General features: G+C 69.1%; 17 protein-coding genes. 2 read left to right on the forward strand and 15 right to left on the reverse strand.

Going from position 1 to position 24,606, the window contains the following annotated elements; translation table 11 throughout:
- The 3 genes from glmS to ABMQ42_RS06395 all read right to left on the reverse strand — a co-directional run bounded on the left by glmS (nt 1) and on the right by ABMQ42_RS06395 (nt 6,755).
- Nucleotides 1–1,854: a glutamine--fructose-6-phosphate transaminase (isomerizing) gene (glmS, locus tag ABMQ42_RS06385; protein ID WP_349722018.1), complete on the reverse strand. Its 1,854-nt coding sequence runs from the start codon at nt 1,852–1,854 to the stop codon at nt 1–3.
- Nucleotides 1,855–1,953: 99 nt separating this feature from the next.
- Complete coding sequence (gene coaA, locus ABMQ42_RS06390) at nt 1,954–2,898, reverse strand: type I pantothenate kinase (protein ID WP_349722019.1); 945 nt, start codon at nt 2,896–2,898, stop codon at nt 1,954–1,956.
- A 53-nt stretch (nt 2,899–2,951) separates the two neighbouring features.
- Nucleotides 2,952–6,755, reverse strand: a complete 3,804-nt coding sequence (locus ABMQ42_RS06395) for a carbohydrate binding domain-containing protein (protein WP_349722020.1) — start codon at nt 6,753–6,755, stop codon at nt 2,952–2,954.
- A gap of 459 nt (nt 6,756–7,214) precedes the next feature.
- Between ABMQ42_RS06395 and ABMQ42_RS06400 the strand changes: the two genes are divergently transcribed.
- On the forward strand, nt 7,215–8,690 hold the full coding sequence (locus tag ABMQ42_RS06400) for a S10 family peptidase (protein ID WP_349722021.1): 1,476 nt from the start codon (nt 7,215–7,217) through the stop codon (nt 8,688–8,690).
- A 10-nt stretch (nt 8,691–8,700) separates the two neighbouring features.
- Here the strand turns inward: ABMQ42_RS06400 and ABMQ42_RS06405 are convergent, their stop codons facing one another.
- From ABMQ42_RS06405 to ABMQ42_RS06440, 8 genes are all read right to left on the reverse strand, one after another.
- Nucleotides 8,701–10,098, reverse strand: coding sequence for a S10 family serine carboxypeptidase-like protein (locus ABMQ42_RS06405; RefSeq protein WP_349722022.1), 1,398 nt, complete (start codon nt 10,096–10,098; stop codon nt 8,701–8,703).
- Nucleotides 10,095–11,279 (reverse strand): M20 metallopeptidase family protein, encoded by a 1,185-nt coding sequence (locus ABMQ42_RS06410; RefSeq protein ID WP_349722023.1) that lies wholly within the window; start codon nt 11,277–11,279, stop codon nt 10,095–10,097. The genes ABMQ42_RS06405 and ABMQ42_RS06410 overlap by 4 nt, the downstream gene beginning before the upstream one ends.
- Nucleotides 11,276–12,079, reverse strand: coding sequence for an ABC transporter ATP-binding protein (locus tag ABMQ42_RS06415; protein ID WP_349722024.1), 804 nt, complete (start codon nt 12,077–12,079; stop codon nt 11,276–11,278). Before ABMQ42_RS06415 ends, ABMQ42_RS06410 begins: the two co-directional genes overlap by 4 nt.
- A complete protein-coding gene (locus ABMQ42_RS06420; protein ID WP_349722025.1) occupies nt 12,079–13,989 on the reverse strand; it encodes a dipeptide/oligopeptide/nickel ABC transporter permease/ATP-binding protein in 1,911 nt (636 codons plus the stop codon). The genes ABMQ42_RS06415 and ABMQ42_RS06420 overlap by 1 nt, the downstream gene beginning before the upstream one ends.
- A complete protein-coding gene (locus ABMQ42_RS06425) occupies nt 13,986–14,999 on the reverse strand; it encodes an ABC transporter permease (RefSeq protein WP_349722026.1) in 1,014 nt (337 codons plus the stop codon). The genes ABMQ42_RS06420 and ABMQ42_RS06425 overlap by 4 nt, the downstream gene beginning before the upstream one ends.
- A 4-nt stretch (nt 15,000–15,003) precedes the next feature.
- Entirely contained in the window at nt 15,004–16,584 is a 1,581-nt protein-coding gene (locus tag ABMQ42_RS06430; RefSeq protein ID WP_349722027.1) for an ABC transporter substrate-binding protein, read from the reverse strand.
- 103 nt (nt 16,585–16,687) lie between these two features.
- Entirely contained in the window at nt 16,688–18,124 is a 1,437-nt protein-coding gene (locus ABMQ42_RS06435) for an aldehyde dehydrogenase family protein (protein WP_349722028.1), read from the reverse strand.
- Entirely contained in the window at nt 18,121–19,806 is a 1,686-nt protein-coding gene (locus ABMQ42_RS06440) for a thiamine pyrophosphate-dependent enzyme (protein WP_349722029.1), read from the reverse strand. The genes ABMQ42_RS06435 and ABMQ42_RS06440 overlap by 4 nt, the downstream gene beginning before the upstream one ends.
- Before the next feature lie 156 nt (nt 19,807–19,962).
- Between ABMQ42_RS06440 and ABMQ42_RS06445 the strand changes: the two genes are divergently transcribed.
- The gene (locus ABMQ42_RS06445; RefSeq protein ID WP_349722030.1) at nt 19,963–20,703 is read left to right on the forward strand and encodes a FadR/GntR family transcriptional regulator; all 741 of its coding nucleotides are present in this window, start codon (nt 19,963–19,965) and stop codon (nt 20,701–20,703) included.
- 7 nt (nt 20,704–20,710) lie between these two features.
- Here the strand turns inward: ABMQ42_RS06445 and ABMQ42_RS06450 are convergent, their stop codons facing one another.
- The 4 genes from ABMQ42_RS06450 to ABMQ42_RS06465 are packed head-to-tail and all read right to left on the reverse strand — an operon-like array spanning nt 20,711 to nt 24,557.
- Complete coding sequence (locus tag ABMQ42_RS06450; RefSeq protein ID WP_349722031.1) at nt 20,711–21,892, reverse strand: M20 metallopeptidase family protein; 1,182 nt, start codon at nt 21,890–21,892, stop codon at nt 20,711–20,713.
- Nucleotides 21,889–22,377: a hypothetical protein gene (locus tag ABMQ42_RS06455; RefSeq protein ID WP_349722032.1), complete on the reverse strand. Its 489-nt coding sequence runs from the start codon at nt 22,375–22,377 to the stop codon at nt 21,889–21,891. Before ABMQ42_RS06455 ends, ABMQ42_RS06450 begins: the two co-directional genes overlap by 4 nt.
- Nucleotides 22,378–22,380: 3 nt before the next feature.
- Complete coding sequence (locus ABMQ42_RS06460; RefSeq protein ID WP_349722033.1) at nt 22,381–23,583, reverse strand: Rieske 2Fe-2S domain-containing protein; 1,203 nt, start codon at nt 23,581–23,583, stop codon at nt 22,381–22,383.
- Between the two features lie 14 nt (nt 23,584–23,597).
- Nucleotides 23,598–24,557: a PDR/VanB family oxidoreductase gene (locus ABMQ42_RS06465; protein ID WP_349722034.1), complete on the reverse strand. Its 960-nt coding sequence runs from the start codon at nt 24,555–24,557 to the stop codon at nt 23,598–23,600.
- Between the last annotated feature and the right edge of the window lie 49 nt (nt 24,558–24,606).

Below are 24,606 nucleotides of genomic sequence, written 5' to 3' on the forward strand. Positions count from 1 at the left end.
CTACTCGACGGTGACCGACTTGGCGAGGTTGCGGGGCTGGTCGACATCCAGCCCCTTGGCCTCGGCCAGGCCCATCGCGAAGATGTGCAGCGGCACGACCGCCAGCAGCGGCTCGAAGAGGGGCCCCGCCAGCGGGATGCGCAGCACCTCGTCGGCGAAGGGCAGCACCGCGGCGTCGCCCTCCTCGGCGATCACGATCACGCGGGCGCCGCGCGCGCGGATCTCCTGGATGTTCGAGACCACCTTGTCGTGCAGCTGCGCCGAGTACACCGGCGACGGCACGATGACGAACACCGGCTGCCCCGGCTCGATCAGCGCGATCGGGCCGTGCTTGAGCTCGCCGGCCGCGAAGCCCTCGGCGTGGATGTACGAGATCTCCTTGAGCTTGAGCGCGCCCTCGAGCGCGATCGGGAAGCCGACGTGCCGGCCGAGGAACAGCACCGAGCGGGTGTCGGCCATCCAGCCGGCCAGGTGCGCGGTGCGCTCCTGCTCGTGCGCGAGGACCCACGCGATCTTGTCGGCGACGCCCTCGAGCTCGGCGACGGCGGTGGCCGAGTCGTCGTCGGTGAGCACGCCGCGCACGCGGCCGACGTGCAGCGCCAGCAGGTACAGCGCCGTGATCTGCGCGACGAAGGCCTTCGTCGAGGCGACCGCGACCTCGGGACCCGCGTGTGTGTAGACGATGGCGTCCGACTCGCGCGGGATCGTGGCGCCCTGCGTGTTGCAGATCGAGAGCGTCTTCGCCCCGCGCTCGCGCGCGTACTTGACGGCCATGAGCGTGTCCATGGTCTCGCCCGACTGGCTGATCGAGACGACCAGCGTGCCCGCGTCGAGCACCGGGTCGCGGTAGCGGAACTCGTGCGCGAGCTCGACGTCGACGGGTACCCGCGCCCACTGCTCGAGCGCGTACTTGCCGACCTGACCGGCATAGGCGGCCGTGCCGCACGCGATGATCAGAATGCGATGGATGCCGCGGAACAGGTCATCCAGACCGTCGAGCTCGGGGATCTCGACGATGCCGTCGTGCGCGCGCCCGCGCACGGTGTTGGCGACGGCCTCGGGCTCTTCCGAGACCTCCTTCGCCATGAACGACGACCATCCGCCCTTCTCGGCGGCCGCGGCATCCCACGTCACCTCGAACGGCTCCACCTCGACCTCTCCCCCGTCGAAGTCGGTGACCCGCACGCCGCCGGGCGTGATCGACACGATCTGGTCCTGGCCGATCGCCAGGGCGCTGCGGGTGTGCTCGACGAACGCGGCGACGTCCGATCCGAGGAAGTTCTCGCCCTCGCCCAGGCCGATCACCAGCGGCGAGTTGCGGCGCGCCCCGACGACGAGGCCGGGGTGGTCCTGATGCATGGCGAGCAGTGTGAACGCGCCCTCGAGCCGGCGCACCGTCGCGCGGAACGCGGCCTCGAGGTCGTCGCCGTGCGCGTGGTACTCGCGGGCCAGAAGCTGTGCCGCGACCTCGGTGTCGGTCTCGCTCGCGAAGCTCGCGCCCTCGGCTTCGAGCTCGGCCTTGAGCACCGAGAAGTTCTCGATGATGCCGTTGTGGATGACCGCGAGCCGCCCGTGGTCGGCCAGGTGCGGGTGCGCGTTCGCGTCGGTGGGGCCGCCGTGGGTCGCCCAGCGGGTGTGCCCGATGCCGGTGGTTCCGTCGGGCAGCGGGGTGCGCTCGAGGTCGTCGCGAAGCACGCTGAGCTTGCCGGCGCGCTTGCGCATGCCGAGGGTGCCGTCGCCGTCGATCACGGCGATGCCGGCCGAGTCATAGCCCCGGTATTCCAGTCGCGCGAGCCCCGAGAGGAGAATGCCCTCGCTGGGGCGCGGGCCGACGTATCCGACGATTCCACACATGGGATCAATCGTATTCAGGGGTGAATGCGAGGGGTCCGAACATAAGGGGCGGGATGCCGCGGCCCGACCCACCCGCAGAGCGCTGCGAGCCGAACCGGCTCACAGCTTGCGCAGCTGCACGTACTCCACCGCGTGCTCGCGCCCCTTGCGCAGCACGAGGGTGGCCCGGTGCCGGGTGGGCAGCACGTTCTCCTCGAGGTTCGGCAGGTTGATGTCGTTCCAGAAGCCCAGCGCCCGCTTCTCCGCCTCGGCGTCGCTGATGTCGGCGAAGACCTTGAAGAACGAGTTCGGGTTGCTGAACGCCCCGTGCCGCAGGGCGAGGAAGCGATCGACGTACCAACGCTCGATGTGGGCGGCGTCGGCGTCGACATAGACCGAGAAGTCGAACAGGTCGCTGACCGCGACGTCGTTGGGCGCGGGCGGGGGCTGCAGCACGTTGAGCCCCTCGACGATGAGCACGTCGGGGCGCCGCACGGTCACGTGCGCGTCGGGCACGATGTCGTAGCGCACGTGCGAATAGAAGGGGGCGCGCGCTTCGGCCGCACCGCTCTTGACCTGGATGAGGAAGTCGACGAGGGCCCGCCGGTCGTACGACTCGGGGAAGCCCTTGCGGTCCATGAGCCCGCGCCGCTCGAGCTCGGCGTTCGGATACAGGAACCCGTCGGTGGTCACGAGCTCGACCCGCGGCGTGTCGGACCACCGGCTCATCAGCTCGCGCAGCAGCCGCGCGATGGTCGACTTGCCGACGGCCACCGAACCTGCCACGCCCAGCACGAAGGGGGTCGTGGTGTCATCGCCCTCCTGCAGGAACGACGACGTCTCGGCGCCCAGCCGCTTGGTCGCCGTCGCATAGAGGCTGAGCAGACGGCTCAGCGGCAGGTACACATCGCGCACCTCGGCGAGGTCGAGCCGGTCGCCGAGCCCGCGGATCTGCACGACCTCGGTCTCGGTCAGCGGCTGCGCCATCCCGCTCGCGAGTCGCGCCCAGTCGGCGCGGGCGATCTGCCGATACCGCTCGGGCGCGGATGCGTCATCAGTGGCCACCCGGCAATCGTAGCGGGGTGGATGCCGCGGCCCGCGGCATCCACCCCTCCGTCCTACAGCTGATGCCCGATCCGTGCGAACGGCACAGAGAACGCGTCGGTGTCCTCCTTCTCCGCAGACGTGGACTCGTCGGCACTGTACGGCTCGAGCGCGTTGTCGAGCGTCGTCTCGTCCTGCGGGAGCGACCCGATGCCCGAGGCGCCGAACGTCGAGATCAGCATGACCCCGATGCCCTGCGACGTGAGCTGGTCCTTCGTGATGCCGAGCGCGGGGAACGGGATCTTCATCTCGTACACCGTGTCCTGCGCGGTGTCGTGCCCCTTCGTCAGGAAGTCGACGTACTTCGCACTGTCTTTCAGATCGGCCGGCGTGTACCCCGACGCGCCCTCGGCGTCGACGCCGTACAGGTGCGAGCCGACGAACCCGTCGCCGTACGCGTACTCGATGCCGGCGTCGTCGAACCCGGTGACGTCGGCCGTGGCGTAGTCGAACGCGCCGTCGGCGTTCAGCGAGAAGACGGCCGGCTGTCCGACGCCCGGCTTCACCGAGAACATCAGCATGTGGTCGGTCTCCTTGCTGGTGAAGGTGTCGCCGATGCCCCAGACGCCCTGGGTGGTGCCGTCGATGAGCCCGTCGCCGCCGACACCGGGAGTGGTGTCGAACGCGAGTGAGATCGGGATGTCGCCGTTGTACGGCTTGCCGTTGTCACTGATCGGGTACCCCTGCGCCGGGTCGACGACGTCGGTGACGTTCGTGAACTGCCACATCAGGTAGAGATCCTCGTCGTCCCATGACGCGTACAGCGCGTAGGGGTCGTAGACCGGACCCTCGTGGATGCCCCGGAACGCGCGCGGGTCGTCGTTGGCGACGCCCTGTGCGATGAGTTCCGACGCGTTCCAGTCGGACGCGTCGCCGTCGACGGTGATGGATGCCGCCTGCCCGACGCCTCCGTCGGGGTTGGTGGCGTAGTGACCGTACGAGATGACATCGGAGAACGTGCCCTCCGTGCCCGACCCGGTGCCACCGGTGTCGCCCGAGCCGTCGCCCGACCCACTGCCCGACCCGTCGCCCGACCCACTGCCCGACCCGTCGTCCGACCCACTGCCCGAGCCGTCGTCGTCCCCGCCGGTCGACGCCGCATCCGACGCCGTGACGGTCACGGGACCGGCCGCCGCCGACAGGTTGCCGGCGGCATCCACCGCCGCGACGGAGTAGTGGTAGACCGCACCGGTCGTCACGTCCGTGTCGGTGTAGCTCACGGCGGCCGTCGTCGTGGTGGTCGTGCCGCCGGCGCCGGTGCGCACGATGACGTACGCGTCGACGGCGACGTCGTCGTCCGACGCCGTCCAGGTCAGCGTCACGCTGGCATCCGACGAGGTCGCGTCCAGGTCACCGGGTGCGGTGGGCGCCTCGGTGTCGTCGCCCGCGGCCGCGATAGTGGCCCGGGCCGCGTCGCTCGCGGCCGACACGTTGCCGGCGGCATCCTTCGCCTGCACGGTGTAGGCGTAGGTGACGCCCGCCGCGGCCGACGAGTCCGCGTACGAGGTGCCGGTCGCCGTGAAGGTCGCCGGCGCGCCGCCGCCCGTGCGGGAGACGATGTAGCCGGTCACACCGGTGTCGTCGGACGATGCGGTCCACGACACGGTGATCGCGCTCGCGCCCGCCGTCGCCGTGACATCGGTGGGCGCGGTCGGCGCCGTCGTGTCGGCCGCTGCCGGGCACGGGTTCGTCGTGGAGACCGCGCCGTCCTTCACGGCGCTCACGCCGCCGCTCAGCGCGTAGTTCTTCGACCCGTTGTTGTCCCAGGTGCCCGAACCGTCGGTGAACGTGACCGCCAGGGTCGTGGCATCCCCCAGCTCGATGTCCTTCTCGACCCAGCCGTCACAGGCGGCCGCCATCGCGACACCGGGAACCGTCGTCCACGCACCGTCACCCACCTGATAGTGGATGTTGTACGCCGACCAGCCCTTGTCGGTGGAGTAGTACACGTGCGCGGTGTCGTCGTCCGACCCGCTCGTGGACCCGCCGTCCGTCGCACACGGGCTCGTCGTCGAGACGGAGCCGTCCTTGACCGCACTCACCCCGGTGGCCAGCGCATAGTTCTGGGATCCGTTGTTGTCCCACGTGCCCGAACCGTTGTTGAACGTCACTGTCAGGGCGCTCGCACCCGTGGTGTCGATCTCCTTCTTCACCCAGCCGGTGCAGGCGGCCTCCATCTGCTCACCGGGGGCGGTCGTCCACGCGCCGTCACCCACCTGGTAATGGATGTAGTACGACGACCAGTCCTTGTCGGTCGAGTAGTAGACCGTCGTGTCGACGGTCGGTGTCGGGGTCGTCGACGCGGTCGGCGTCGGGGTCGGCGTCGACGTCGGGTCGGTGCCGTCGGCCTTCTTGGCGACGTCGATGGCCAGTGCGCCGTTCGCGGGCACGGTCGCGGTGAACGTCCCCGAGCCGTCGACGGTGACCGTGTGGCCGGCGTCGCAGGTGGTGGATGTCGCATCCGACGCCACCACGTCGCAGTACGTGCCGGCCGCCAGCGACGTCTGGAACGTGCGGGTCAGTGCACCGCCCTTGTTGATGACGACGTAGCCCTTGTCGCCGCGGCCGAACGCGATCTGGTCGCTGCCGTTGGTCCACCAGTTGTTCACGGCGGCGTCGCCGACCGCGTTGTGGAAGCCGACCATGCCGACGATGGGCTGCTCAGCGTGCTCGCAGACCCACACGCCGGTGCCGCACGTGGCGTCCTTGACGTGGCCGGTGTCGTCGACCGGCGCGCCGGCGTCGGTGTCGCTGAACGCGAAGCCCGACTGGATGTTCGGCGACCCGTACGGGTACGCGAGCATGAAGACGTTGGCGAGCTGGTAGCTCGCACCGTCCTTGTAGGTCAGGTCGTCGCTGCCGCGCTCGGTGTCGTGGTTGTCGACGAACACCGCGGCGTCGGCGCTGGCCGTGAGCCCGTTCGCGATCGACTGCGCGTTGTTCAGCGACGAGCCGCCGAAGACGTTCTTGAGCTTCTTCGCGTAGTCGAAGCCGTAGGTCTGGCCGGTGCCCCAGTACTGGCTCTCGGTGATGCCCTCGCCGTTGATCACCTCCTGTGCGAAGTAGACGTCGGGGTCCGTGAGCTTCGCCTTGATCGCGGCCAGGTCGGCGGGCCACACGTGCTTGGCGGCGTCGATGCGGAAGCCGGAGACGCCCAGCGAGATGAGATCGTTCATGTAGTCGGCGATCTTCGTGCGCACAGCGTCGGTCTCGGTCTTCAGATCGCTCAACCCGACCAGCTGACAGGTGCGATCCTCGTCGGGGCTGTTCTTGCTCCAGTCGATGTCGCGCCGGCAGTCGTGGAAGTCGCTGTCGCTGTAGATGCCGGGATAGTCGTAGTAGCTGAACGAGCTGCCCGCGAGGCCCGTGGAATCCTCCGGCGGACCCGACATGTGGTTGATCACCGCGTCGATCATGACCTTCACGCCGGCGCTGTTGCAGTCCTTCACCATCTGCGCGAACTCGGCCCGCGTGCCCTCTTTGCCGTCGATCTTGTAGCTGACCGGCTGGTACGAGGTCCACCACTGGTCGCCGATGCGCGCCGTCTCCTGCGGCGGCGAGGTCAGCACATACCCGTAGCCGGCCGGACCCAGAGTGCTCTTGCACTCACGGCCGATCGAGGTCCACGGCCACTGGAACATCACCGCGGTGACGTTCCGGTTGCCGTCGGAGGCGTTGCTGCTGGGCAGCCCGTCGGCGCTCGCGGTCGTGGTGGCGCTCAGCGCACCCACCAGGCTCGCCGCCGCGGTGGCGAACACCGCCAGCCCGACCAGCGGCCGGCACCATCGCGCGCTGCGGCGCTGTTTCGTGACATCCATCGTCTTTCGTCCTCACTCTCATCACACCGCGACGCTGCCGGCAGACGACGCTGCAGCGCGTCGCGGGAGGGGGCACCCGGAGCTCAGGCACGTGGGGGTGGATGCCTCGGGTCCGGGGTTCGAGCTTCGACGGCTGCGCCACTGACGACTCGCGCAGCGTCGGCAGCGGAACTCGGACGGCTCGTGGCGGCATCCCGTCCACTGCACTGTCGGCGAGTGTATTGCGATCCGGAATACTCTGCAAGCGTTTACAGATTTGGGAGCGGTTTCTGGCGCCTATTGCCTTCAAAATACGGAGTTCCGCCCTCCCTCACCATGTAAGCGCTTGCCACGTGGCGTACTCATGCATGTTTCAGAGGTTCGCGTGCGGAGCGCGACCCGCCACCGGAGGCGGAGTCGCTTCTCGCGGCCGGCGACGGTACTCTATTCGTACTAATCGTTCTATTCGATAGGAGCACCATGACCGAGCCGGAGTCCTCCTCCCCACTCAGCGAGGAGGCCGTGACGTCACGGCACACGATCGCCCTCACTTCAGGAACGCTCGATTACACGGCCACCGCCGGCACAGTCCTGGTGCGGGACGATGACGACACCGCACTGGCGAGCATGTTCTATCTCGCGTACGTCGCCGATCGCTCGGCGGGGGCACCGCGGCGACCGATCACCTTCCTGTTCAACGGCGGCCCCGGTTCGGCGAGCTTGTGGCTGAACATCGGTGGTTTCGGTCCGCACCGAGCGCCCACTGCGACCCCGACGGCGACGGCCCCGGCTCCCTACACGGTCGGCGACAATCCGCACACGCTGCTCGCCGACAGCGACCTCGTGTTCCTCGATGCCCCCGGCACCGGGTACTCACGGCTGGCCGGCGACACGCGCGGCGATCGCGTGTGGGGTGTCGACCAGGATGCCGACGTCTTCGCACGGGCGATCACACGCTACCTGTCGATCACGAACAATTGGAACGCCCCGCGGTTCCTGTTCGGCGAGTCCTACGGCACGACACGCGCCAGCGCGCTTGTGCATCGACTGCAGAACCAGGGGCTCGACTTCAACGGCGTCGTGCTGCTGTCGACGATGCTCAACTGGGCCGAGAACAACCTCGGACTCGACCAGGAGCACATCAACCTGCTCCCGTCGTTCGCCGCGACCGCTCGCTATCACGGTCGTTCGCGCGTCGAAGCCGGTTCACTCGAAGACCTGCTCGCGCAGGCGCGCGCGTTCGCCCAGGGACCTTACGCGCATGCATTGCAGCAGGGCGACCGCATCGATCCCGATGAGGAGCGCGTCGTCGCCGAGCGCTTCGCCGACTTCACCGGCCTGGAGACCGACGACGTGCTGTCGCACCATTTCCGCATCGGCATGGAGCCGTTCCGCTATGCGCTGATGAAGCAGGAAGGTCGCGTGATCGGTCGGTTCGACACGCGGTTCACCGCCGAGCACCAGTACGTGGTCGGCACAGGTTCGCACGACCCCGCCACCGACGATGCCGCAACCGCGGGGGTGAACAGCGCCCATCTGTCGACGTTCCGCGAGCACGTCGCCGTCGACCTCGGATACACGACCGAGCTGCACTACCGGCACCTGTACAACATGCACATCGAACCCCGGTGGGACTGGCATCACAAGGCGCCGGGCATCGACGGCCCCACACCGATCCCTGATGTGAGCCTCGACCTGTCGGCGGCACTGCGGCGCAACCCGAACCTCAAGGTGGCCGTCATGGGCGGCGTCTACGACCTCGCCACGCCGTTCTTCGGCGCCGAGGTCGACATCGCGAAGCTCTATCTCGCACCGCGGCTGCGCGAGAACGTGCGCTTCCGCTTCTACGAGTCTGGACACATGACGTTCGTCGACGAGCAGGTCGTGGCACGGATGGCGCGTGACCTGCACGACTTCTACACCGACGCCACCGACCACACCCCCGTGCAGGTGTGAGCCGGTGCGGTCAGCCGCGCAGAAAGGCGCGCAGGTCGCCGACCAGCGCCGAGCGGCTGACCGGGTCGGTGTACATCATGTGGCCGCCCGGGTAGCGGCCCTGCGTCACACGGCTGGCCGGCAGCCCGTACTGCACGAGCAGGTGTTCAAGTGAGCCGACGGTCGTCAGCGCGTCGAAATGCCCGGTGCCGAAGAACAGCCGCGCGCCCGAGTCGGCCCGCAGCAGCGCCGACAGATGTGCCGGATAATCGAAGACCGCGAACGGGGATGGCAGGGCGCTTCCTCCGAAGCGGCCGACGGCGGACGCCTCGAGATAGTCCCAGTGCTCGTGGGATGCCGCGGCGAAGCGGTATCCCACGACCTGCGTCACACCGAGCCGGCCGAACAGCTGCTGAGACGCCGCCGTGAAGACCGGATCGAGTCGCACGTCGGCGGCGTCGAGCTCCGGCTGCGTGGAACCTGCGGGTGCGGCATCCACGGTGTATCTCGTGTCGGTCAGCCCGACGACCCGGCCCGGCAGGAGGATCGTCCGGAACTCCTCCTTGTCGATGCGCAGTCTGCGCTCGCGGACCTGACCGGTGGTGAGCCCGGTGTAGCCGGCGACGGCATCCACCATCGACGGCTCGAGGGCTGACTGCGAGAGCGCTTGCGCATACGGTCCGATCGCGAAGGCGTGCGCTCGGCACACCAGCTCGTCGAGGTCGGCATCGCGGTACGCGCCGCGACCGTGATACCAGGCGGTCGCCGCGAGGAACGGCAGCGCCGCGACGAAGCCCGCAGGGTTTCCGGGGCGTTGCGTGGTCTCCTGTGCGTTCAGGCATTGTCCGAGGAAAGCGATGCCCGCCACGGACGCCCCCTCCTCGCGCAGCCGCGTCGCCGTCAGTGCTGCGCGGATCGTGCCGTAGCTCTCACCCAGCAGGAAGACCGGTGAACCGACGCGTCCGTGGCGCACGAGCCAGGCGCGGATGACGGCGGTGGTGAGGTCCGCATCACGGTCAGTGCCGGAGATCGCGCTGACGTCGGCGCGCGGGTCACGGCGCGAGAAGCCGGTGTCGACCGGGTCGAGAAAGACGAGGTCCGCGGCGTCAAGGAGGCTGTCGCCCACCGGGATCAGCGGCTCCTCGGGCAACGCGGTCTGAGTGAGGTCAGCGGGAACGGCCGCGCCGAACGGGCCGAGTCCACTCAGGTGGAGCCACACCGACGAGCACCCCGGGCCCCCATTGAACAGGAACAGTACGGGGCGCCGGCCCGAACCGACCGAATACGAGTACGTCCACGCGTCACCGACAGGCAGGCCGTCCACGACCAGCGGCGTCGTCTCGACGACGGCCGCCACATCGAGATCGCCGATGCGATGACGAGTGCGCGCGTGCTCAACGGCGGGCCTCGCCTCCGTCACACCGCTCATGCGTTCAGGTGCGTCAGCGCGACGGCGGCGAGCGCCGCGGCCTGGTCACCGAGCACAGAGTCGTCGAACACGACATGCGGCGTGTGATTGGGCGCCGCCTGCTCGGGATCGATGTCCGCCGGCGTCGCGCGGAGGAAGAAGTAGACGCCGGGCACCTCGCGCAGCACGTAGCTGAAATCCTCTGAGCCCATGACCGGTTCGGGAGTCACCCAGACGCGATCCTGCCCGAACGTGTCCGCCAGCGTCTCCAGTGCGCGGCGACCGAGCTCGGCGTCGTTCGACAGCGGCGGACACAGGAGCTCGAGCCGCACCTCGGCCGTGCAGCCGTGGGCGGCGGCGATGTGCTCGATCAGAGCCGGGATCTCGGCGACGACCCGCTCATGTGCGGGCGCCGACAGCACGCGAATGGATGCTCCGAGTCGAGCCGTCCCCTCGATGACGTTGAACGCGGCCGCCCCTGCCTGCAGCTGCGTCACGGTGATGACGACGGGATCGAACACGTCGTGACGCCGCGTCGCGTACGACTGCAGCGCCGTGACGATCTCGGCGGTCGGCGGCACGGGATCGACCGCGAAGTGCGGCTGCGACGCGTGGCCGCCCTTGCCGCGCACGGTGACCTGCAGCTCGAACGCCCCCGCCATGAGCGGGCCGGGCCGGGTGGAGAAGATCCCTCGCGGTCCGGCGACCACATGAAGACCGTAGGCTGCTGCCACCCGCGTGCCGGTGATCTCCAGCAGACCCTCCTCGACCATGAGTCGTGCGCCGTCGCCCACTTCCTCGCCCGGCTGGAACATGAACACGACATCGCCGTGCAGCTCGTCACGCCGGGCCGCGAGCAGGCGGGCGGCACCCACCAGACCGGCCACGTGAAGGTCGTGTCCGCACGCGTGCATGGCGTCGCCGGTCGCACGGAACGGCACATCGGCCTGCTCGTGCAGCGGCAGGGCGTCCATGTCGCCGCGAAGGAGCACGGCCGGGCCGGGATGCCCCCCGCGCAGCACCGCGACCACCGAGTCCAAGCCCTCTCCGCGGGTGATCTCCAGCCCCAGGCCGTCCAGCGCGGCGATCACGCGCTGTTGCGTGTGGGGCAGGCGCAGGGCCAACTCGGGGTCGGCGTGGATCTCCCGGCGCAGCCGCACCAGGTCCGGGAGTAGTGCGCGGGCGTCGTCGACGAGGGTCACGGTGTTGCCTCCAGGGCGGTCAGCAGGTGGTCGGTGCCGGCGTGCTCGATCCGCGGGATCGCGGCGACGAGGCTGCGCGTGTAGTCATGCCGCGGGTGCGCGACGATCTCGGCCGCATCGCCGGTCTCGACGATCTGCCCATGCCGCATGACGGCGGTCGTGTCGGCGATGTAGCGGACGGCAGCGAGATTGTGCGTGATGAACAGGACGGACAGGCCGAGCTCGCGCTGCAGGTCTCGGATCAGGTTCAGCACCGCGCCCTGCACCGACGCGTCCAGCGCCGAGGTGATCTCGTCGGCGACGATCAGCTGCGGGCGTACGGCGAGGCAGCGAGCGATCGCGACGCGCTGCCGCATGCCGCCCGACAGCTGGGCCGGGTAGCGGTCACCCGCGCTCGCCTTCAGCCGCACGAGCTCGAGCAGCTCGCCGACGGCGGCGGGACCGGCGCCGTCACGTCCGAGGTGGATGGTGAGCGCCTCGGCGAGTGTCTCCCCCACCGTCATGCGCGGGTTCAGCGACGAGTACGGGTCCTGGAAGACCATCTGCACATCACGTGCGCGTTCGCGCGCCGATCCGCGGTGCACAAGCAGATCGCGATCGCCGAGCCGGATGCTGCCGGAGACGGCCTTCTGGAATCCCGCGACCGTGCGCGCCACGGTCGACTTCCCGGAGCCGGACTCTCCGACGAGCCCCACGATGCGCCCGTGCGGCACCGTCAAGGAGACACCGTCGACGGCGGTGAAGGATCGCCGACCATGGCCGAACGTGACGACGAGATCGTCGATGACCAGATCCGCCATCAGACGGTCACCTCCGCACGGGGACGCTCTTCGCGCGACATCCCGTCCTGCGGGTGCCAGCAGGCCACACGTCCGCCATGCGCGTGGGCGCGCAGGGGCGGCGCCTCGGTGCGACAGCGGTCGGTCGCGAACGGGCAACGTGCTGCGAACGCACATCCAGGCAGCTCCTGCGACAGGTCGGGCGGTTCGCCGGGTATCGTGGCGAGCGGCGCGGACCGGTCGGTGTCGAGGTCGGGCAGCGAGGCGGCAAGGGCGCGCGTGTACGGGTGTGCGAGCGCATCGGACCGGGCCAGCAGTGTCGCATCGACATCCTCGACGATGCGCCCCGCATACATGACGATGATGCGGCGGCAGAGCTCGCCCAGCACGGCGATGTCATGCGAGACGACGATGGCGGCCGCGCCGTTGTCGGCGCACTCCTTGCGCAGCATGACGAGCACGCGCCGCTGCACCGTGACGTCGAGAGCCGTCGTCGGCTCGTCGGCGATGATGAGCGAGGGGGATCCCATCTGCGACATCGCGATGAGTGCACGCTGCCGCATCCCCCCGGAGAACTCGTGCGGGAACTGCTGCGCGCGCTGCTCGGGGTTGGGGATGTCGACGCGACCGAGTGCTTCGACCGCCTGACGATGCGCGTCGGCGCGGCTCGATCCACCGTGCACGCGCGGCACCTCGGCCAACTGCCCACCGACGCGGAGCGCCGGGTTCAGGGCTGTCAGTGAGTCCTGGAAGACGACGCCGACCTTCGTGCCGAGCGCCTTGGACGCCTGGCGATCCGACAGCGGCGCGATATCGGTGCCGTCGAACGAGATACGGGATGCCGTGACGGCGGCGCCGGCGGGGGCCAGCTGCGCCACCGACATGAGGGTGACGCTCTTCCCGCTGCCGGACTCGCCCACGACGCCGACGAGTTCTCCCGCCTCGACACGGAAGCTGACGTCCCGCACGATCCGCTGCCATCCACTCTCACCCGGGAACGAGACGCACAGCCCTTCGACCTCCAGTAACGCAGGAGGAGCAGACTGCTGCGCAGGCGTTGCGGCCCGCGGCGCAGGGCCCAGCCGCCGACGGGAGAGGGCCCGCGAGCCTCCGCGATTGCGCAGGAATGCGGCCAGCGCCTCACCGAAGAGGCTGAAGGCGAGTCCCGCGAACACGACGGCGACGCCCGGCCCGATCGCCGCGATCGGTGACACATAGACCTGTGCAAATCCTTCCGACAGCATCCGGCCCCAGTCGAACTGGGGCGGCTGCACGCCGATGCCGAGGAAGCTCAGGCTCGACAGCGCGAGCAGCCCTCCCCCGACAGACATCGTGACGTTGACGATGACCGGCTCGGCGATGTTCGGCAGCACGTAGTGGGTGAACTGACGGCCCCGCGAGACGCCCAGCATGCGGGCCGCTGCGAGGTATTCCGCGCCGGCGACGCGCGCCGAGAGCGTCTGTGCGAGTCGTGCGAACGACGGCACCATCGTCACGGCCAGCGCGACGACCGCGGTGATGGCTCCCGGTCCGAGCAGGATGACGGTGAGCATCGCCAGCAGCAGCACGGGGAAGGCCAGCCAGGTCGCGATGACATCGGCGAACCAGCGCTGCGCCCGCGGTCCGAGCACGGCCGGGAGCGCGCCCAGCACGAGGCCCGCGACCGCGCCGAGTCCCGTCGCCGCCAACGCCATGACCAGCGAGAGCCGGGTCGCGACGAGCGTGCGCAGCAGGATGTCGCGACCCAGCTTGTCAGTGCCCAGCAAGTGCTCGGACGACGGGGGCAGACCGATGGCGTCGGGATCGGCCGCCACTGCCTGCTCACCCCACCACATCGGCGCGAAGATCGCGACGAGCACGAGGATCAGCAGCATGACGGTCGTGATGACGGCCATCGGCTGTGTCGGCAGTGCCATACGCCGGCGGATCATGCGGTCTCCATGAGGGTCGTGCGACGGTCGAGGATCGAGAGGACGACGTCGACGAGCAGGTTGACGACGAGGATGATCGCGGCGTACACGAGCGCGAGCCCCTGCACGATGCCGTAGTCCTTCGACGTGATGGCCTGTACGAACGCGGTGCCCATGCCGGGCCAGTTGAAGACCTGCTCGACGAGCACGCCGCTGGCCACCATCGTGCCGAGCATCGTGCCGCCGATCGTGAGCGTCGCGGTCAGCATGTTCGGCAGGGCGTGCTTGAAGTAGATCATCGCCGCCGGCAGGCGCTTCGACCGCGCGGTGCGCACGTAGTCGTCGCCGAGCGTCGCCAGCGCCTCGATGCGGGCGATGCGGGCGATGGACGCCGAGGAGGCGATCGAGAGGGCCGCCACCGGAAGGACGTACGAGGCCGGTCCGCTCTGGCCCGCGACCGGCAGGGCGTGCAGTGCGATGGCGAAGACGATGATGAGCAGGACGCCGAGGAGGTACTCGGGCACCGCGGCGATGAACGAGGTGATGCCGGTGAACGTGACCTCGACGCCGCGTCGCCGCCCGCCCTGCGTGAGGATCGCGACGAACAGTCCGACGGGCACCGCCACCAGGAGGATCACGGCGAACGATATCCCGGCGAGTTCGAGCGTCGCGGGGAGACGGCCGGCCACGATCTCGTTCACGGAGCGCCCCGTGATCAGGGACACGCCCAAATCGCCGTGCAACAGCCCCCACAGATAATCGGCATACTGCACGATGAGCGGCCGGTCGAGACCAAGCTGCTCGCGTCGCGCCTGCACAACCGATGGATCGGCCGTGACACCCAGCGCCGCCCGCACCGGGTCGCCGCCGGCCACCCGCAGCACGATGAACGCCGCCGTGACGATGACCCACATCGCGACCAGGGCACGCCACACCCGGCCGACGAGGAAGCGCAGCCACGGGCTGCCGCGGCGGCTCCGACGTTCGGAGGCCGCCACGACAGCCGTGGGCGTAGGGGCGAGTGCCGTCATCCGTTTACTCTGACACCCGCACCGTCAGCGGGGCGACGATGCCGCCGGAGTTCACTCCGAACGTGACGCCGCTGCCGTAGTAGGTCTCGCTGGACTCGTAGAACGGAAGGATGTCGGCATCCGAGATCAGCGACTTCTGCGCCGCGGTCCACGCGTCGCAGCTGTCGTCGCCGGCCAGCTTCTGCGCCTGTGCGGCCAGGTCGAAGAACTCCTGGTTCGTGTTGTACGTCCAGTTGCCCCCGTTCGGCGGGAAGTCGCCCGACATGATGCCCTGCCAGTCGCTGGGCAGTGTCGTCGAGATGGGCGCCCAGATGAGGTCCCAGTCACCACCCGAGAAGATGACGTCGGTGTACGACGGCGACGGGGTGGGGGTCGCCTTCACGCCGATCTTCGCCAGCTCCTGCTGGATGAGTTCGATGCCGGAGACCACCGAGTCGTCGGAGTTCCCGGGGTACAGCAGCACGAGCGAGAGCTTCTTCCCGTCTTTCTCCCGTACTCCGTCGGAGCCGACCGTCCAGCCTGCCGCATCCAGGGCCGACCCCGCGGCCGCCTGATCGTAGGCGTGGAGTGCCGACGATGCATCCGCGCCCGTGCACACGTTCGAGAACGTGCTCACCAGCGTCTTCATCGGGGTGCCACGTCCGTCGGACGAGACCTTCCCGACGGCGTCACGGTCGATCGCCGAGGCGAGGGCCGTGCGCACGGCGATGTCGTTGGTCGCGCGGCCCTTCGCCTGGTTGAAGAACAGCAGGCCGGGACGAGTGGGCACCTCGATCTTCTTGAGGTCGAGGCTGTCGAGCCGGTCGCGGTCGGAGCCCGCCACCATGCCGATGTTCAGCTCGCTCTGCTGCAGCATGTTCGCGACGGTCGACTCGCTGTCGACGACCTTGAGCGTCACCTTCTTGGGAAGCCCGGCTGTCTTCGACGTCACGTCCCCCGCGCCCCACGTGTAGTCGTCGCGCAGCGTGAAGGTGTAGCTCTGCCCCGCCGTCGACGCCGTCAGCGTGTACGGTCCGGTGCCCATCGACGTCGTGTTCAGCTGGGCGGGGTCCTTGCTCCCGGCCGCGCAGACGATGGGCATGAGCCCGATCGTGCCGAGCAGGAAGCTCTGCGGGTCGGCGCTGGTGAACGTGACTGTGCCGGCGGTGTCGTCGGCATCGATTGTCAGCCCCGAGGCGGGGAAGTAGACGCCCTTGTACGGTGAACCGGTCTTCTCGGCGCCGGCGTACTCGAAACTCGCCTTGACGTCGGAAGCGGTCAAGGGCGTGCCGTCGGCGCACGTGACACCGTCCTTGAGAGTGAACTCGACCTGGGTCGTCGACTCCGTCCAGCTCTTCGCGATGGCGCCGACGGGGTCCTTGCCGGCTGGGAACGAGACGAGCGACTCGTACGCGTACGACGCCACGATCTGGCCCGCTTCGGTCGCGTTCGTGATCGGGTTCAGATCACCGGGGTCGCCCGTGAGCGATACCGTGATATCGGTGCTCGCGGTGCCCGATGCGCCTCCTCCTCCCCCGCTGCACGCGGACAGGGCCAGCGCGGTGACGCCGAGCGCACCGACCAGGGCGATAGCGCCTCGTCTCATGAGTGGTCCTTTCTCCGGGGATGCTCCTTCGCATCCGCTCAAATGATTGTTATCAATTATGTCGTTGTGGATGTTGCGTCGGTGTAACGATCGAGTGTGTTCTTCATGACGTCTTCACGAGGTGGGCAGCGCCCATGACGGACTTGACCTCGAGGAACTCTTCAAAGCCCAGGCGGCCGGCCTCCCGCCCCAGTCCGGACTGCTTGTACCCGCCGAACGGCGCACCGACATCGAGGCCGGCGCCATTGATGCCGACGGTGCCCGTACGCAGCCGCAGGGCGATCTCGAGCGCGCGTACCTCATCGGCCGACCACACCCCGCCGGACAGACCGTAGTCACTGTCATTGGCGAGGGCGACGGCCTCGTCGATCGTCCGGTAGCCGGTGATCGCGAGGACGGGCCCGAACACCTCGTCGCGAAAGAGCGCCATGTCGGGATCGACGTCAGTGAAGATGGTGGGGCGCACGTAGGCCTCCCCGATCTCCAGCGCCTGCGTGCCGCCGACGAGCAGCCGCGCGCCCTCCTCCTGCGCTCGCGTGATGTGAGCCACGACTCGCGAGTGCTGCGCGGCCGAGGCGAGCGGTCCCATGCGGGTGTCCTCGTCGCGTGGATCACCGGGCATCCACGTCTGAGCGGCCGCGACCGCGGCATCCTCCCACCTGCTCTTGATCGTTTCGGGGACGAGTGCCCGCGTCAGCGCGGCGCAGGTCTGCCCCGCGTTGGCGAAGCACGACGCCAGAACACCGGCGACGGATGCCTCCAGCGGTGCGTCGTCGAGAATGACAGCGGCCGACTTTCCGCCCAGTTCGAGCGCGACACGCGTGACGGTCGCGCTCGCCGCGCGGGCGATACGCTCGCCGACGGCCCGTGAGCCGGTGAACGTGACCATGTCGACATCGGGGTGCGCCGCGAGCGGCTCGCCGACAGCGGGTCCGTCTCCGAAGACGACATCGACGACGCCGGCCGGCAGACCGATGGCGTCCAAGATCTCGGCGACGATGACGGCGTTCAGAGGCGCGACCTCGCTCGGCTTGAGCACCACGGTGCAACCGGCCAGGAGCGCCCCACCGAGCTTGAGCATGATCTGGTGCAGCGGAAAGTTCCACGGCGTGATGGCGGCGACGACGCCGACGGGCTCGGTCACGACGAGGCTGTTCGAGACGGCTTCCGCGGAGACGTGCTCTCGCGCCGCTGCGATCAGCTGCCGCAGATCAGCGATCGCGACGCCCACCTGCGCCGCGCGGGCGAACGCGATGGGCGTGCCCATCTCAGCGGTCAGAGTTGCTGCGAGCCGCTCGCGATGCTCGTCCAGTCCGGCCGCCAGTGCCTCCACGATGCGGATGCGCTCCTCCATCGGGGCGGCCGCCCACCCGGGCAGCGCCGCACGGGCTGCGGCGACGGCCCGGTCGACGTCACCGGCATCCCCGGACACCACGGCCCCGACCACGGCGCCGTCGGCGGGGTTGACCACCTCGATGACCGCACACCCCTGTGGCGATTCGACGCGGCCGCCGATGACGTGACCCGCCACGGCGCTCATGCGCCCGAACCTTCCGTGACGAGCGGTGCCGGTACGAGATGTGCGCCGACCGGGAGCGGCTCGGGACGCGGCACACCCTCATGGATCAGGTGCCAGGGCGAGGGGAACTCCCCGACCGGCACGTCGATGAGGATCGGCTCCTGGGCGGTCACCGCCTCGGCGAGCACACCGCGCAGCGAGGCGGGGTCGTAAGCCGTCGCGCTCGCCACACCGAAGGCACGGGCGAGCGACGGATAGTCGGGGTTGGTCAGATCGGTTGCGAAGTAGCGCGCACCGAAGCGGTTCTTCTGGATGCGACGAACATTGCCGTAGAAGCCGTCGTGGAAGACGACGGCCGCCAGACCCAGACCGTACTTCTTCATCGTGGACAGCTCCTGCAGCGTCCATGAGAAGCCGCCGTCGCCGTTGACGGACACCACGGCGCGCCCGGGGTCAGCCGCCTTGACGCCGAGCGCCGTGGCGAACCCGTATCCGAGCGTGCCCTGATATCCCGGACCGATGTAGGTGCGCGGAAGGTACGCGGGGTAGCACGCACTGGCGGCGTACCCGACCTGCGTGAACTCGCTGACGAACACCCCGTCCTCGGGCAGCACCCCACGGATCGCCGCGAGATACTCGCGCTGCGGTGCGATGTCGTCGAACTGCGCGGCCAGCCACGCGCGAACGGCGGCGAACTCTGCGGACCGGTCCTCACGGGCAGGATGCCCCAGCTCGGCTGCGAGCGCGTCCAGACCGAGACGCGCGTCGGTGAGCACACGCACTGCCGCCACCCGGGGGCCCTCGAGATCGGCGGCTTCGGCGTTCATGAGGATCGCCGGGGCGCCGGCGGTGTCCAGCGGGGTGCCGAAAGTCGAGACGAACCGCGTGCCGACGGCCAGGACCAGATCGGCTTCACCGCGGAACGCGCGCAACGCGAGCGCATCGAACGCCAGCCGGTGACGGGCATCGATCGCACCTCGACCGTTCTCGGTCATCAGGACGGGGGCCTCGAGGATCTCGGCAACCTCACGCAGCGCGGCAGAGGCGTCGGCGGCGATCACCCCCCCTCCGACGATGATCAACGGCTTGCGCGCCGCGCGGAGGAGGGCCGCCGCCGCGCGGATGTCGCCCTCGTCGGGAGCCGTGGGCGCAGGCGCCACGGCACCGGCCGGGGCTGCGGAACCGAGCGCCGCCAGTACATCCGGCGGCACTTCGAGCGCGACCGGGCGAGGCCTGCCAGTGCTGAGCTGCCGGAACGCCTCCGTGACGAGCCCCGGGATCTCATCGACATGTCGGGCACTGCCCGTCCACTTCGTGAGCGTGCGCAGAATACCGGTCTGATCCGGGATCTCGTGCAAGGCACCAAGGCCCTTCCCGATCGCACCGGAGTCGATCTGCCCGGCCAGCAGCAGCATCCGCGAGTTCGCGGAGTATCCCGTCGCCACTCCCGCGAGCGCATTGAGCACGCCCGGCCCCGGGACGACCATCGAGACACCGACCCGTCCGGTGCTGCGCGAATAACCATCGGCCATGTACGTGGTCGCCTGCTCGTTGCGGGCGCACACGAAGTCGATCCGATCCGACCGCCGGTACAGTGCGTCGGCCGCGGGGTCGAGCTGCACGCCCGGAATACCGAAGATCTTGTCGACGCCCTGAGCCAGCAGTGATTCTGCGAGCAGGTCTCCACCCGTGTTGTCAGCCATGCCGTCCTCTCGACGTCGAGTTCCAGAGGTATGATCATATTCGTTATATCCATTTGTCGCAAATGACCTCGATCTCGGCGCGTTTCCGCCGCGGTCGGGGCGACGTTCATAGGATGTGATGAGACGGCGCCGCGGGGCGCGAGCATCGGAGGACCCATGACATCGCTCTCGCGGGAGTTCGAGTCGGAGCAGCACGCCTTCCTCGGCGGGCGTGCACGGATCGGCCACTCCGTCGCCGACGTCCTGGTCCGCGAGATCGAGGATCGCATCGCGCGCGAGTCGCTCGCACCGGGCTTCCGGATCGGTACGAAGCAGGAGCTCTGCGAGCGATATGGAGTGGCATCGGCCACCCTCGGCGAGGCGATGCGGGTGCTGCGTGCGCGGGGGGTCATCGAGGTGAGGCCCGGGCCCGGCGGTGGCCTCTTCGTCGCCGAGCAGTCGCCGCTGATCCGCCTCGCACACAGCGTGCTGCAGCTGCGCCAGCAGGGTGCGACCGTCAACGACATCGTCGCGGTGCTCGACGCGCTCGACGAAGCCGTGCTGCGCGATGCCGCCGAGCACCGCACGGCTGCCGACCTGAAGGATCTCGACAAGCTCCTCGCCGAGTTGACGAAGGTCTGGGGCGACCCGGTCGCCGGCCTGCATTGCAACTGGCGCCTGCACCGCCGCATCGCCGAGATCTCCCCGAACGCCGTGCTCCGCACGTTCTATCTGAACCTCGTCGACTACATCGAGTCCGAGAGCGTCGGCGAATCGTCGACGTTCGACGTCATGGGTTTCCACCCCGACACCCAGGAACGCCTGCAGATCCACCGCGACCTCGTCGAGGCGATCCGCATGCAGGACGAGACGCTGCAGCGCGACGCGATCGTCCGCCACCGCACACTCGGGCGCTGATCGTCGCTCAACCGGTCACGTGCCGCAGCGCGAGAGCCGCCAGCGCCGCCGCCTGATCCCCGAGGATCGCGTCGTCGAAGACCGCGCGCGGCGAATGGTTCATCTCCGCGTCCTCCGGACGCATGCCCGTCGGCGTCGCGCCGACGAAGACGAACGCGCCCGGTACCTCGTCGAGCACGAACGAGAAGTCCTCCGACGCCATGATCGGCGATTCGAGCGTCTCCACGCGCTCGGGACCGAACTCACTGCGCAGCACGTCCCGCGCCGCGATGGCACACACCGCGTCGTTGACGGTGACCGGATAGCCGACCTCGAACGTCGTCTCGGCGCGGCACCCGTAGGCCGCGGCGATCTCCCTGACGAGAACGGGCAACTCGAGGCGCAGACGCTTCACCGCCGTCGCAGACAGGGTCCTCACGCTCGCCGACAGCCCGGCGTTGTCAGGGATGACATTGACGGCGTCGCCCGCGTGCAGCCTCGTCACCGAGATGACGACGGGGTCGGACACCGGGACGCGGCGGGTGGTGTACGTCTGCAGCGCGAGCACGAGCTCGGCCAGCACCGGCACGGGGTCGACAGCCTGGTGCGGCCGCGAGCCGTGCCCGCCGCGGCCGGTGATCTGCACGTGAAGCAGGTTCGCGCCCGCCATCAGAGGGCCGGGGCGCGTCGAGAAGACGCCCGACCGGCCGGGGAGCACGTGGATGCCGTAAGCGGCGCAGACGCGCGGCCCGGCGGCATCCAGCACCCCCTCGGCGATCATCCGCGGCGCGCCCCCGCCCGCCTCCTCACCGGGCTGGAACATGAGCACGACAGAGCCCGCGATCCGCTCCCGCCGTGCCGCCAGCAGTCGCGCGGCGCCGATGAGTCCCGCCGTGTGCAGATCATGACCGCAGGCGTGCATGGCGCCTCCCGACGCCGAGAACGCGAGCCCCGTCTGCTCGACGATGGGGAGAGCATCCATGTCGGCGCGTAGCAGCACCGCGGGTCCCGGTGCCGCGCCGCGGAGCACAGCAGTCACCGACGACAGGGTCCGCCCCGTCATGACCTCCAGGGGCAGAGCATCGAGTTCGGCGAGCACGGTGGCCTGCGTCCGAGGCAGGTCGAAGCCCACTTCCGGGTCCGCGTGAAGCCTCCGGCGCAGACGGACGAGGTCGGGCAGAAGCCGTGCCGCATCCGTGCGGAGTGTCATCGCACGATCCCCCGCACCGCGGCGTCGAGCGCGTCGAGATCGACGCCTGCGATACCGCAGGACGGATCGACTCGGACGATCACGCCGTCCTCGACCTCTCCGGGATCATGCAGATCGACGACGGGACCGTCGATCCACACCCAGGGCAGCCCCCGGGCATAGTCGCGGATGACCGCGAGCTTGTCGAACTGCACGGGCAGGAAGGGCCACGGCTCGGCGGGCAGCCCGAGCGCCTCGGCGAAAGCCGTGTGCGCGTTGTGCCCCCACTCCGAGGCCCACACGACCTCATAGCGCTGCGCGAGGACCCGGATGAGGTCAGGGGCGGCATCCGGCACCGCCACATCGCGAACCCATCGCCCCCACGCCGACACATGGTGCATCGTCACCGGCACGCTCGGCGTCCCCTCGATGACAACGACGTCGCTGATGCCGAGCACCGCCAGCGGGCGGTCCCCGCGGGGCGGGCGCGCCTCGTACCGCGTCATCGCTCAATCCTCGACGGCGTCGGCGAGCAGCGGCGCGTCCGGCGCACCCTCGAAGTAGTTGCCGCCGTCGATGCGCACGAGCGCGTCGGCGGGGTCGAACACGAGGCCGACCGGATCGCCGCCCTGGGCGACCACCTTGGTCTGCTTGGCCATCATGCGCCGCACCATGGCCACACCCTGATCGGTCGTGGTCAGGTGATCGTCGCTGTGCAGCGAGATGGGGCCCTGTGACTTCTGGCATTCGTAGTCGCCGGGCAGCCGCTGGTGCTCGGCATCGGTGAGATCTTTCCAGGCCTTGCCCTCGTGGGTCGAGCGCAGCTTCGCGAGGAATGCAGGATCCTCGTCGCGCGCGACGGTGAAGATGCGGAAGTTCGTGTCGTCCTCGGGTACGACCCACCCGATCATGTTCGTCTGCCCCGAAGCGAGCTTCGGACTCGGCACCACCCGCAGGTTGGGGAACATGACCTCGGTCACCCGGCGAAGCCGTCGTCCGTCACCGAGTCCGCGCATCTGGATCGAGCGGACACCGGTGGGCGTGTACTCGTAACTCACCTCAGGGATCACCGCCATCTCGGGCGTGAACTGATTGCCACTGAAACGCGCATGCAGGATCGGCACGTGGAACGGGTCCATGACGTTCTCCCAGTGCTGCAGCCAGTTGAAGTCGAGTTCGGCGGGTCCGCCTCCTCCGACTCCGGCGTCGTTGACGATGAGCTGCTCGCCGTCGGGAAGGTCCTCGAAGGTGTCGTAGCGCGGCAGCACCGGCTTCTTCTCGGGCGGGCCCATGTACACCCAGATGAGACCGTACTGTTCCTGCACGGGGTACCAGGGCTGACGCACGCGATCACGGTGCAGCCCGAGCTCAGGCTCGCATGGCTGCTCAAGGCACACCCCCTCGGGGTCGAAGACCCAGCCGTGGTAGCAGCAGCGGATGCCTTCGTCCTCGACGCCGCCGTAGAAGAGCGATGCCCCGCGGTGGATGCATCGCGGATGCAGCAGCGCCGGCACGCCCTTGCGGGTACGGAAGAGGATGAGCTCCTCCCCCAGCACCCGCACGCGGGCGGGGCGGGTGGTGGCGTTCTCGACGAGCGCCACCGGCTGCCAGTAGCGGCGCAGCACCTCGCCATAGGGCGTGCCGGGCCCCACCTGGGCGAGGTCGTAGAGCGGCGCCCCCTGGCGCAGACCATAGGCGGTTCCGGTGTCCATGTCTCTCCCTTGCTTCAGATGTCCAGGACCAGCGTGGGAAGCTTCGAGCGCGAGACGCAGATCATCATCGTCTCGTTCGCCTCCCGCTCGTCGGGGGTCAGGATGCTGTCGCGATGCTCGGCCTCACCGTCGATGATCGTCGTCTCGCATGTGCCGCACACGCCCTCCAGGCACGAGCTCGGCACGCCGATGCCCGCCTGCTCGAGCATCTCCAGGATCGTGCAGTGCGGCTCCACGGTGACCTTCAGGCCCGAGCGCCGGGCCTCGACGTCGAATGTCTCCCCGTCACCGGCATCCGCATAGACCTTGGGTTGGAACCGCTCCATGTGCAGAACGCCGTGCGGCCACGATCCGCTGAGCTCCTCGAGCGCGTCGAGCATGCTCGCGGGTCCGCATGCGTAGACGGCATCGTGCGCGCCGGGCGCGCCGATCCACTCCCTCAGTTCCAGGCGCGGATCGCGATCGGTCGAGACGACCGTGACCTCCGGACCCTGTAGAACAGGATGCCGCAGGTATGCCATCCGCTCGCGGGAGCGCCCGAGGTAGGCGAGTCTCCACGGCCGCCCGGCCGCAGCGACGGCACGGATCATCGGCAGGATGGCGGTGATACCGATACCCCCGGCGACGAAGACGGTCTGCGAAGCCTGCGCGAGCGCGAAGTTGTTGTGCGGCGGGCCGCTGTGCACTCGGTCGCCGGGACGCAGATCTCGGTGCACATAGCGGGAACCGCCTCGGCTGACATCCTCACGCAGGACCGCGACATCCCATGTCGACGCGTCAGCCGGGTCCGAGCACAGCGAGTACTGGCGCTCAACGTCATTGGGGAGTCGCAGATCGATGTGCGCGCCCGGCTCCCAGGCCGGCAGCGCGCCGCCGTCAGGCCGCTCCAACGTCAGTAGCAGCACCCCCTCGGCTTCCCACCGCATGCCTCGCACGACGAGGTCGATGCGCTCATCCGGCGTCGCTGCGGCCACTGCTCCTCCTCGAACATCTTCGGGCTGTGCGGATATTCTCGATAATGGT

The organism is Microbacterium sp. KR10-403 (genome assembly GCF_040196215.1).
Lineage (GTDB): Bacteria > Actinomycetota > Actinomycetes > Actinomycetales > Microbacteriaceae > Microbacterium.